Below are 11,108 nucleotides of genomic sequence, written 5' to 3' on the forward strand. Positions count from 1 at the left end.
CGTCGGGCCGGTGGAGGCCGCGGCGCGGGTCGTCCGGGGCGCGGTGCCGGAGGCGGTCGCCACGGAGACCTCCGCCCGGCGCACCGTCCACCGCGTGGCCGCCGACCTGGAGGCCGCCGCGGCAGCCGGCGTCCGCCTGCTCACCCCCGAGCACGACCAGTGGCCGCACTGGGCCTTCGCGGCGTTCGCCGCGTCGGGTCTCGACGAGCTGGCTCCACCGGTGGCGCTGTGGGTCCGCGGGCCACGCGCGCTCGACGAGCTGTGCGACCGCGCGATTGCTGTCGTCGGGGCCCGGGCGGCCACCGGTTACGGCATGCACGTGGCGGGAGAGCTGGCGGCCGGAGCGGCGGATCGCGGGTTCACCGTGGTGTCGGGTGCCGCCATCGGCATCGACGGTGCCGCGCATCGGGGCGCGCTGGCGGCCGAGGGTCCCACCGTCGCGGTGCTGGCCTGCGGACCCGACCGCGCCTACCCCGTCGCGCACGAGGTGCTGCTCGACCGGATCGGCTCCCATGGCCTGGTGGTGAGCGAGTACCCGCCCGGTTCGGTCCCCGGACGGCACCGCTTCCTCGTCCGCAACCGGCTCATCGCCGGGATGGCCGGCGGCACCGTGGTCGTCGAGGCGGGCCTGCGCAGCGGGGCCCAGCGCACGGCTGCCGACGCCCGAGCACTGGGCAGGCCGCTGATGGCGGTGCCGGGGCCGGTCACGTCCGGGCTCTCGGCCGGGTGCCACCGCCTGATCCGCGACGGTGCGACGCTCGTCACCCGCGTCGAGGAGGTTCTGGAGGTGGCGGGCCGGATCGGCCTCGACCTCGCCGACGAGCAGGCGCCCGGTCCACAGCGGCCCACCGACGGGCTCAGCACGGCGGCCGCCCTGGTGCACGACGCCCTGCCGGCCCGCGGGGCTCGCGAGACGGGCCGCATCGCGGTCGACGCCGGCGTGCCCCTCGGGGCGGTGCGGGCGGCGCTCGTCGACCTCGAACGGCGCGGCCTCGTGGAGCACTGCGAGGGCCGCTGGCGCCGCCGCCCGGACGCGGAACGGTGAGCGCTGCGACGGCTCGCCGCCGCGGCCCGCCCGGATCGGCATGTGGAGGGGCGCGGAGGGCGTGGCGGTGCTTGACCCGCCTCCGCGCACCCCGCACCGTCGACCGATGGCCCAGCCCGAGCTCGCCCCCCGTGTCGCCGAGGTGCTCGACGAGTTCGTGTCGCACCTGGAGCTGGAACGCGGGCGCTCGCCGCATACCGTCCGGGCCTACCGCGGGGACCTGAACGGGATGCTCGCCGGGCTGGACGATCTCGCCGAGCTCGATCTCGCCGTGCTGCGCCGGTGGCTCGCCGCGGGGCACACGGCCGGGGCCGGACGCTCCACGCTGGCCCGGCGGGCCGCGGCGGCTCGCTCGTTCACCGCGTGGGCCCGCCGCACCGGACGGATCGCCACGGACCCGGGCGCCCGGCTGGTGTCGCCGCGGCCGCGGTCGGCGCTCCCCGCCGTGCTCGACGCCGACCAGGCCGCCGCGGTGCTGGAGGCGGCCGGATCCGGCGCGGCCGAGGGAGAGCCGGGGGCTCTGCGGGAGGCGCTCGTGCTGGAGCTGCTCTACGCCACCGGCGTCCGCGTCTCGGAGCTGTGCGGGCTCGACATCGACGACGTCGACCCGCAGCGGCGGGCGCTGCGCGTCGTTGGCAAAGGGGACAGGGAGAGAACGGTCGTCTACGGCGTGCCCGCCGCCGCCGCGCTCGTCCGGTGGCTCGAGGCCGGGCGGCCGGCGTTCGTCCGCCCGGGCTCCCCGCCCGCGCTGCTGCTGGGGGCGAAGGGAGGCCGGCTCGATCCGCGGATCGCACGGGAGGTGGTGCACCGCGCGATGGCGGCGGTACCGGGAACACCGGACGTCGGACCGCACGGGCTCCGGCACGCCGCCGCCACTCACATGTTGGAGGGCGGCGCGGACCTCCGTTACGTACAGGAGTTACTTGGTCACGCTAAGCTAGCAACCACTCAGCTCTACACACACGTGACCGTCGAGCGGCTGAAGGTGGTACATGAGCAGGCGCACCCCAGGGCTTGACCCCGTCCTGGCCGAATCCGTGCGGCTCAGAGCCAGCGCGGGTCCGGTGGTCTCGGCGCCTGTTCCGTTCCCGTCCACGCTCGTCGAGCTCGTTCCCGACCCCCTGCCTCCCGCACCGGCCTCAGCGGTCGACGAGCTCTGGTCCGCCTATCTGGTGGAGCCGACACGCGCAGAGCGCGACCGGATCGTCATCCACTACGCGCCGCTCGTCCGTCAGGTGGCCCATCGGGTCGCGGCGGGCCTTCCGTCGTACGTCGACCACGCCGATCTCGCGCAGTCCGGGGTGTTCGGGCTGATCGACGCGGTCGAGCGCTTCGACCCCGAGCGGTGCCCGCGCTTCGAGAGCTACGCGGCGCAGCGCATCCGCGGCGCCATCCTCGACGAGCTGCGCGCGCAGGACTGGATCCCCCGCACCGTCCGCGGTCGCGTGCGGGAGCTGGAACGCGCGCAGGAGCGACTCGAGGGCAGGCTGCTGCGCGCGGCCACCGACCGGGAGCTCGCCGCCGAGCTCGGCGTACCGGTGCGGGAGCTGCGAGGGCTGACCCAGCAGATGCAGGTGATCAGCGTCGAGGCGCTGGAGGAGAACAGCGGCGGCGTCTCGGAGCTCCTCGCCGACGAGCGCAGCCCCGACCCGATGGCCGTGGTGCAGGCCCGCGAGACCATGCGCCAGCTGAACATGGTCGTGGCCCAGCTCGGGGAGCGGGACCGCCGGGTCGTCGAACTCTACTATCTGGAGAACCGGACGCTCGCCGAGATCGGCCGGGTGCTCGGGGTCACCGAGTCGCGGGTGTGCCAGCTGCACTCCCGGCTGGTCGGACGCCTCCGCGGCAGGCTGGAGGAGCTGGCCGCGGGCTGAGCCGGCCCGTCCGCGCCCTTCCCCTCCGCGCGCTTCCCGCCACGTCCGGTGCCGCCCTCACGGTGGAGCGGCTACTCGGGGTGGAGCGGCTGCTCGGGTGGATCGGATGCGAGTGGTGATCGCAGCGCGGAGGTGGGTCGGGGCGTCCGTGGCGTCGGCCGCTGATCCGCACCCGACCCCTGGTGCACCCTCCACGGTCGAGCGGCTATCCGGGCGGATCGGGCGCCGATACCGGCTGCGGTGCTGAGGGTGGGTCGCCGTCGGGCCACGGATCGGGCACCGGGAGCAGGCGGACTCTCGTCGGGCGGAGCAGGACGAGGGGGTCGAGGTAGTCGAGCCGGTCCCGGCGCACGCCCCAGTGCAGGCACGCGGCCGAGCCACAACCGGCGTGGCCCGGCTCCAGCAGCCCGAGCACGTCGCCGGCGCGGACCACGTCGCCGGCGCGGACAGTGGGCGAGACCGGCTCGTAGGTGGTGCGCAGGCCGTCGTCGTGCTGGACGGAGACCGAGCCCCGGCCGGCGATCGGCCCCGCGAAGACCACCGTGCCGCCCCGTGCTGCCAGCACCTGCCGCCCGGTCATCCCGGCCAGGTCGACGCCGCGGTGACCGGGCCCGTACGCGTGGGTCGGCGGCCGGAACGGCGTCAACACCGCGGGCGCGGGGAGCAGCGGCCACGCGTACCGCGCGCCGGGGGCGGGCACACCGGCGCCAGGCGGCGGGGCTGCCGTGGCACCGGGAGCGTCCGTGGGGTCCGTGGGCGGTGCCGGGGGAGGAGCGGCCGGCCGGGCGTCACGGGCGGGTGCGGCATCGGCTGGTGCCAGTGCAGCGAGCAGGTCCACCCCGCCGCGCACCGAGGCGGCCGGGACGCCCGGGCTCGTCCCGGCCGTGACCCCGCCGAGAGCTATCGCCAGGACCACGGCCGCACCAGCCCGTGTCTCCCGAGGCGCGCGCCGCACCCACCGTCGCCTCATCGCCCCATCGTCGGTCCGGAACCACTGATCCGCGGGCCCACCGGACAACCTGTGGATGGCCGCACCGCGATGGGGACAACCGCCTGGAGATCGGCGCCCACCCCGGCGGGCCGCTCGCGCCGCGGCACCCCGTCGGCACGTCTCCCGTCCGGCGGCCGCGACGGACCGCCAGGAAGCAGTGGCAGCCGGCCCAGCCCACGGATCCGGCAGGTGTCCGCGGGCCTGACGTACTCGTGGTCGCGGTCGAGGAGCGGCTGCGAGGTCGGAAAGGTCCCCGGCGTACACTCGGTTCCGCATCCCACCTTCTGCGTGGGATGACTTCGCGCGCTCGCGTACCCACCTCGTGGGAAACGGCGGACGGGCGGTCCTGCGGTCTACGTCTCCGCAGGTCCGGACGCCGACGCGTCGCCAGGGCGGTGCCGCCGACCGGTTGCACCGCGAAACCGCGTGCGTGGCCGCCGAGCGTCCACGCCTGAACGAGAGGTGCACTCCGGCCATGGCCGTCGTCACCATGAAGCAACTGCTGGACTCGGGTGTTCACTTCGGGCACCAGACCCGGCGCTGGAACCCGAAGATGAAGCGCTACATCCTCACCGAGCGCAACGGCATCTACATCATCGACCTGCAGCAGACCCTGTCCTACATCGACCGGGCCTACGAGTTCGTCCGCGAGACCGTGGCGCACGGCGGCACGATCATGTTCGTCGGCACGAAGAAGCAGGCACAGGAGGCCATCGCCGACGAGGCGGGCCGCGTCAACATGCCGTACGTCAACCAGCGCTGGCTGGGCGGCATGCTCACGAACTTCCAGACCGTGCACAAGCGCCTTCAGCGGATGAAGGAGCTGGAGGCCATGGAGCAGACGGGGGGCTTCGAGGGTCGCACCAAGAAGGAGATCCTCATGCTCACCCGTGAGAAGACCAAGCTCGAGAAGACGCTCGGCGGCATCCGGGACATGACCAAGATCCCGAGCGCGGTGTGGATCGTCGACACCAAGAAGGAACACATCGCCGTCGGCGAGGCCCGCAAGCTGGGTATCCCGGTCGTCTCCATCCTGGACACGAACTGCGACCCCGACGAGGTCGACTTCCCGATCCCGGGCAACGACGACGCCATCCGCTCGGCCGCGCTGCTCACCAAGGTGATCGCGCGTGCCGCCGCCGACGGCCTCGTGGCGCGCTCGGAGCGCAGCGGCGCCGCCAAGTCGGGCGACGACAAGGGTGCCGAGGAGCCGCTGGCCGAGTGGGAGCGCGAGCTGCTCCCCACCGGTGCCGGTTCCGACGGTGCCAGCCTGACCGACGCCGCCGCCCCGGTGGACGCGCCCGCGCCGGCCGCCACCACGGCTCCTGCCACCACGAGCAACGGCACCCCGCAGACCACGAGCTGATCCGCTTCCGACCCCGGGCCGTCACACGGCCCGGGGTCGGTCGCGTCCCCTTCCACGAGAACGGACGAAGAGGCACCACCATGGCGAACTACACCGCCGCCGACGTCAAGAAGCTCCGGGACCTCACCGGCTCCGGGATGATGGACTGCAAGAGGGCGCTCGAGGAGACCGACGGCGGTTTCGACAAGGCCGTCGAGCTGCTCCGCATCAAGGGCGCCAAGGACGTCGACAAGCGTGCCGGTCGCGAGACGGCCAACGGTCTCGTCGTCGCCGAGGGCGGCACGATGGTCCAGATCAACTGCGAGACCGACTTCGTCGCCAAGAGCGCCGACTTCCAGACGCTCGCCGACAAGGTGCTGAAGGTCGCCGTCGCCGAGAAGCCCGCCGACCTGGATGCCCTCAAGGCCGCCAAGCTCGATTCCTCCGGGGCGACCGTCGAGGACGCCATCCTCGCGCTCTCCGCCCGCATCGGCGAGAAGCTCGAGCTCAAGCGCTACATCCACGTCGACGGCCCGGTGGCGCTGTACCTGCACCGCCGCGCGTCGGACCTGCCGCCGGCCATCGGCGCGCTCGTCTCGTACGACGGCGCGGACGATGAGATCGTCAAGGGTGTGGCGATGCACGTCGCCGCGGCCAGCCCGAAGTACACCACCCGCGAGCAGGTCCCGGCCGAGGTGATCGAGAACGAGCGTCGCATCGCCGAGGCCACCGCCCGTGAGGAGGGCAAGCCGGAGCAGGTGCTCGAGCGCATCGTCGACGGGCGTGTCAACGGCTTCTACAAGGACGTCGTCCTGATGGAGCAGGCGTCGGTCCAGGAGCCGAAGAAGACCGTCAAGGCGCTGCTCGATGCCGCGGGCGTCACCGTCAAGGACTTCGCCCGCTTCGAGGTCGGGCAGGCCTGAACAGTAAGGACACTCCGCACCTCATGGACGACCCCAGGATCGGCCCGGACGGCACCCGCCCCGGCTTTCGTCGCGTGTTGCTCAAGCTCGGCGGCGAGATGTTCGGTGGCGGCGCCGTCGGCGTCGATCCCGGGGTCGTGGAGGCTGTGGCCCGTCAGATCGCCGAGGTGGTGGCCAGCGGGGCCCAGGTGGCGGTGGTCATCGGCGGCGGCAACTTCTTCCGCGGCTCCGAGCTGCAGGAACGCGGCATGGACCGCGCCCGCGCCGACTACATGGGCATGCTCGGCACGGTGATGAACTGCCTCGCGCTGCAGGACTTCTTGGAGCGCGAGCACCACATCGACACCCGCGTGCAGACGGCCATCACGATGGGCCAGGTCGCGGAGGCCTACATCCCGCGCCGCGCGGCCCGGCACCTCGAGAAGGGCCGCGTCGTGATCTTCGGTGCGGGTGTCGGCATGCCGTACTTCTCCACCGACACGGCGGGCGCCCAGCGCGCTCTGGAGATCGGCGCGGAGGCCCTGCTGCTCGCGAAGAGCGTGGACGGCGTCTACACCGCCGACCCCAAGATCGATCCCGACGCCAAGATGTTCGACGAGATCACTCACCGCGAGGTGCTGGAGCAGGGCCTCAAGGTCGCCGACGCCACGGCGTTCAGCCTCTGCATGGACAACCGGATGCCGATCATCGTGTTCAACCTGCTCGTCGAGGGCAACATCGCCCGCGCGGTGCGGGGTGAGAGGATCGGCACGCTGGTCAGCACCCCTCAGGAAGGCAGGCAGTCGTGATCGACGAGACGCTCTTCGACGCCGAGGAGAAGATGGAGCGGGCCGTCTCGGTGGCCAAGGACGATCTTGCGAGCGTCCGCACCGGCCGGGCCACGCCCAACATGTTCTCCCGCGTCGTCGTCGACTACTACGGTGCGATGACCCCCATCAACCAGCTGTCCTCGATCACCATCCCCGAGGCCCGCATGGTGGTCATCAAGCCCTACGACGCGGGCTCTCTCAGGGCGCTGGAGAAGGCCATCCGCGACTCGGACCTGGGCCTCAACCCCAGCAACGACGGGCAGATCATCCGCGTCGTCGTGCCGCAGCTGTCCGAGGAGCGCCGCCGCGACATGGTCAAGGTCGCCCGCGGCAAGGGCGAGGACGCGCGCGTCACCATCCGCAGCGTCCGCCGCAAGGCCATGGAGGAGCTGCACCGCATCGTCAAGGAGGGCGAGGCGGGCGAGGACGAGGTCGGCCGGGCCGAGAAGGAGCTGCAGACCACCGTCGACAAGTACGTGGCCCAGGTCGACGACCTTGTGAAGCACAAGGAAACCGAGCTCCTCGAAGTCTGAGCCCTGTGACCGCATCCTCCTCCGACCTGCCCGCCGCCGTGGTCGTGAACCCCCAGGGCGGCAACCCGCCCCGTGCGTCGCGCGCCGGGCGCCCGCTGGTGGCCGCCATCGCCGTCGGCGTCGGGATGGGCGCGGTCATCCTGGCGTCGCTGCTGGTCGAGCGGCACTGGTTCGTCGCGGTGCTGGCGCTGGCCACCGCCGTCGGCACGTGGGAGCTGTCCGGGGCCCTGCGGCGCGGCGCCGAGATCGCGGTGCCCCTGCCGGTGCTGCTGGTCGGCGGTCAGGCCATGGTGTGGCTGTCGTGGCCGTTCGGCCTGCGCGGCGTGGCCATCTCGTTCGCCGTCACGGTCCTGGCGGTCCTGCTCTGGCGGATGCGGGCGGGCTCGGCGCACTTCGTCCGCGACGTCACGGCCGGCATCTTCACAGCGGCCTACGTGCCGCTGTTCTGCTCGTTCGCCACGCTGATGACAGTGGCCCCCGACGGCCTGGGCCGCGTGCTGACGTTCCTCATCTGCGTGGTCGCCTCCGATGTCGGCGGATACGCGGCCGGGGTGATCGCGGGCAAGCACCCGATGGCCCCCACCATCAGCCCGAAGAAGTCCTGGGAGGGCTTCGCGGGCTCGCAGGTCGCCGGCATGACGGCCGGCGGGCTGTGCGTCGTGTTCCTCCTGCACGACCAGTGGTGGGCGGGCGTGCTCACCGGGGCACTGCTCGTCGTCAGCGCCACGCTGGGCGACCTCGTCGAGTCGCTGATCAAGCGCGACCTCGGCATCAAGGACATGGGCTCGCTGCTGCCCGGCCACGGCGGCCTGATGGACCGGCTCGACTCGCTGCTGCCCACCGCCGTCGTCGCGTGGGCGGTGCTCAGCCTGCTGGTGCCCGTGTGAGGCTCCGGCCCGCGCCGCCGATCCCCAGCCCGAACATCTGGAACTGGCCCGAGGTCTACGAGCAGGAGAACCGCGCGCAGGACGCCGAGGGCGCGCTCTGGGCGGCCCTGCGCGACGCCGTCCCGTGGCGCGGCCTCGACGTGTTGGACGTCGGCTGTGGCGACGGCTTCCACCTGCCGGTCTTCGCCGCCGAGGCGTCCTCGGTCGTGGGCGTGGAGCCGTACGCGCCGCTGGTGGAACGGGCCCGGCGCAGGGTCGGGGACAGCTCGATCACGGACAGGGTCCGGGTGCTGGAGGCCGGGGCCGCCGCGCTGCCGCTGCTCGACGCGTCGATCGACCTGGTGCACGCGCGCACCGCGTACTTCTTCGGCAAGGGATGCGAACCCGGCCTCGCCGAGGCCGAGCGGGTGCTGCGGCCGGGCGGGGCGATCGCGATCATCGACCTCGATGCCACGCAGCCGCCCTACGGCGACTGGATGCGCGCCGACATCCCGCACTACGACCCCGTGCGTGCCGAGCGGTTCTTCACCGACCGCGGCTTCTCGCTGCTGCGCGTGCCGACGGTGTGGTGCTTCCCGGACCGTGCCACCTGCGAGGCGGTGCTGCGCATCGAGTTCTCGCCCGCGACGGCCGACCGGGCGCTCGCCGCCACCCCCGGCGTGACGATCCCGGTCGGCTACCGCATGCACGTGCGCCGCAAGCCCTAGGGCCGGGCCTCGTACACGAGGTTGAACGGCGTGGCGGCCACCTGCCGGAAGCGGGTGAAGCCCGCATCCGCCGTCACCTGCCGGATCGCGGCCTCGCCCGCCTGGGCGCCGAGAGCGTAGCCGCCGGGCTGGGACAGCCCGTTGGGCACGCAGAGGAAGCTGGAGAAGGAGTAGTAGATCCGCCCCACCGGGTTGAGGTTGCCCTCGACGGTGTCCGTGGCGGCCGGCTCCACGATCATCCACGTGCCGTCCGCGGTCAGTGCGTCGCGGACGTGGCGCGCGGCGCCGACGGGGTCGCCCATGTCGTGCAGGCAGTCGAACGTGGTCACCAGGTCGTAGCCGGACCCGGAGAAGGTCTGCGCCGACTCCACCTCGAAGGTCGCCCTGCCGGCCACTCCCGCGTCGGCCGCGCGCTTGCGCGCCTGGTCGATGGACCCTCCGTGGTAGTCGGACCCGGCGACGGTCGACGCCGGATACTCGCTGGCCAGCAGTACCGTCGAGGCCCCCAGCCCGCAGCCGACGTCGGCCACGCGGGCCCCGGCACGGAGCTTGTCCTCGACGCCGTCGAGCGCGGGGACCCAGCTCGGGACGAGGTTCATGAGGTACCCGGGGCGGAAGAACAGCTCGCATCCGTCGAACACGTCGGTGTCCTGTTCGTTCCACCCGACGCCTGCACCGGTGCGGAACGCATCGGTGATCCGCGGCTCCGCCTTGAGCGCCCCCAGCGCCAGGACGAACGCGCCCGGCAGATAGACCGGGCCGTCCGGATCAGCCAGGGCGAACGCCTGCTCCTCGGTCATCGCGTAGCTCCCCGTCGCCGGGTCGTAGCCCATGTAGCCGCCTGCGGCCTGACCGGCCAGCCACTCCGCGAGGTAGCGCGGATGACATCCCGTGCGCTCGGCGAGCTCCTCCGGCGTCGCAGGGCCCTCGGCGAGGGCGCGGTAGAGGCCGAGCCGGTGCCCGACGACGACGTTGCCCGCCGCCATCGCCGCACCGAGATCTCCGGCGAACATGTGGATGAAGTCCATCAGCTTGTCGTTGTCGACGGCCATCGGTGCCTCCGTGGGTCGGCGTGTGTGGAGACCCGAGCATCCGCGCCGACGTTGCAGTCAGCTTGCAGGCGGGGTGCAGCGCGGCTCAGCCGACCCGGAGCAGGCGGGTGCGCGCGAGGGACACCGCCTGTGCAGCGGTAGACGTCACCCTCGTACAGCCCGACGTCGGCCACGATGTCCGCCGGGTAGGACGGCCGCGCCGTGCTTCACCCCGGCGTCCGGCCGCCGGGGCGCGGCCGGCTCGCGGGCGCGGTCGAACTCGCCGCGGTTGCAGGCCCCGGGCTGCCGCGCCGACGCCCGCCACGTGGAGCGGATGGCCCTGGTCGGCCAGCAGGAGCGCGCGCTCGGCCCATCCGGCTGCCGCGTAACCGAGCGGAACTGCGAGACCTCGCCGAGGCCCGAGCTGAGCCGCAGCGCGAGGTCCGCTCGATGGTCAGGCCGTGGCGCTGCTGCACGCGCAACGCCGCAGCCACGGCGTGCACCACCGGGCCGTCGTGGCGAGCGGGGCCGGCTCGGAGCAGGCGCGGGTGGTGCTCGACGAGTTCACGCTCTGGGCGACCAGGTGGCCGCCCGCGCAGGGCTGGACCGCTGGTACGGCGCCGACATGCCGAGCATCGTGCTGCCGCCGGGGGCGTGCCGGTAGAGGAGCTGGACCGCACGCTGGAGGCTCTCAGGCCAGCGTGATCTCGGTGCCCTTCACCGCGACGGGCTCAGGGGTCAGGCCTTTCGGCGCCGGGCCCTGCTGGACGCTGCCGTCGAGCCCGAACTGGCTACCGTGGCACGGGCAGACGATGGTGGCGCCCTCGACCTTGGCCACCGCGCAGCCCTGGTGCGGGCAGACCGTGGAGAAACCGGCGAACTTCCCGGCGGTGGCCTGGGTGACCACCACGCCCGCGGAGGAGTAGATCTTGGCGCTGCCCACGGGCACGTCGGACGTCGGGC

Annotated in this window: 12 protein-coding genes; 9 read left to right on the plus strand and 3 right to left on the minus strand. The window is 73.1% G+C overall.

From position 1 onward, the window contains the following. The 3 genes from dprA to JWR81_RS34060 form a co-directional block, all read left to right on the plus strand. Positions 1-1,045 (plus strand): DNA-processing protein DprA (gene dprA, locus JWR81_RS34050; protein ID WP_297662194.1); only part of this gene is annotated, 1,045 nt, incomplete at its 5' end. Positions 1,046-1,151: 106 nt separating this feature from the next. Then, on the plus strand, positions 1,152-2,063 hold the full coding sequence (locus JWR81_RS34055) for a tyrosine recombinase XerC (protein WP_297662196.1): 912 nt from the start codon (positions 1,152-1,154) through the stop codon (positions 2,061-2,063). After that, a complete protein-coding gene (locus JWR81_RS34060) occupies positions 2,038-2,919 on the plus strand; it encodes a FliA/WhiG family RNA polymerase sigma factor (RefSeq protein ID WP_297662198.1) in 882 nt (293 codons plus the stop codon). Before JWR81_RS34055 ends, JWR81_RS34060 begins: the two co-directional genes overlap by 26 nt. 205 nt (positions 2,920-3,124) lie before the next feature. On the opposite strand, the gene JWR81_RS34065 is transcribed toward JWR81_RS34060, so the two are convergent. Continuing rightward, positions 3,125-3,835: a M23 family metallopeptidase gene (locus JWR81_RS34065; RefSeq protein WP_297662200.1), complete on the minus strand. Its 711-nt coding sequence runs from the start codon at positions 3,833-3,835 to the stop codon at positions 3,125-3,127. A 550-nt stretch (positions 3,836-4,385) separates the two neighbouring features. Between JWR81_RS34065 and rpsB the strand changes: the two genes are divergently transcribed. From rpsB to JWR81_RS34095, 6 genes are all read left to right on the plus strand, one after another. After that, positions 4,386-5,276 (plus strand): 30S ribosomal protein S2, encoded by an 891-nt coding sequence (gene rpsB, locus JWR81_RS34070; RefSeq protein ID WP_297662202.1) that lies wholly within the window; start codon positions 4,386-4,388, stop codon positions 5,274-5,276. An 80-nt stretch (positions 5,277-5,356) separates the two neighbouring features. Beyond that, positions 5,357-6,178, plus strand: coding sequence for a translation elongation factor Ts (gene tsf / locus JWR81_RS34075; protein ID WP_297662204.1), 822 nt, complete (start codon positions 5,357-5,359; stop codon positions 6,176-6,178). Positions 6,179-6,201: 23 nt separating this feature from the next. Continuing rightward, positions 6,202-6,966, plus strand: coding sequence for a UMP kinase (gene pyrH, locus JWR81_RS34080; RefSeq protein WP_297662206.1), 765 nt, complete (start codon positions 6,202-6,204; stop codon positions 6,964-6,966). Further along, entirely contained in the window at positions 6,963-7,520 is a 558-nt protein-coding gene (gene frr / locus JWR81_RS34085; RefSeq protein WP_297662208.1) for a ribosome recycling factor, read from the plus strand. The genes pyrH and frr overlap by 4 nt, the downstream gene beginning before the upstream one ends. Before the next feature lie 26 nt (positions 7,521-7,546). Further along, entirely contained in the window at positions 7,547-8,407 is an 861-nt protein-coding gene (locus JWR81_RS34090; protein ID WP_297662217.1) for a phosphatidate cytidylyltransferase, read from the plus strand. After that, positions 8,404-9,114, plus strand: coding sequence for a class I SAM-dependent methyltransferase (locus JWR81_RS34095; protein WP_297662210.1), 711 nt, complete (start codon positions 8,404-8,406; stop codon positions 9,112-9,114). The genes JWR81_RS34090 and JWR81_RS34095 overlap by 4 nt, the downstream gene beginning before the upstream one ends. On the opposite strand, the gene JWR81_RS34100 is transcribed toward JWR81_RS34095, so the two are convergent. Then, entirely contained in the window at positions 9,111-10,166 is a 1,056-nt protein-coding gene (locus JWR81_RS34100) for a methyltransferase domain-containing protein (protein WP_297662213.1), read from the minus strand. The two genes, JWR81_RS34095 and JWR81_RS34100, sit on opposite strands and share 4 nt — an antisense overlap. 670 nt (positions 10,167-10,836) lie before the next feature. Continuing rightward, positions 10,837-11,108, minus strand: a 272-nt coding sequence (locus JWR81_RS34105; RefSeq protein ID WP_297662215.1) for a Rieske (2Fe-2S) protein, incomplete at its 5' end; no start/stop codon positions are given.

Origin of the sequence: Pseudonocardia sp. (genome assembly GCF_025965585.1) — a bacterium.
Lineage (GTDB): Bacteria > Actinomycetota > Actinomycetes > Mycobacteriales > Pseudonocardiaceae > Pseudonocardia.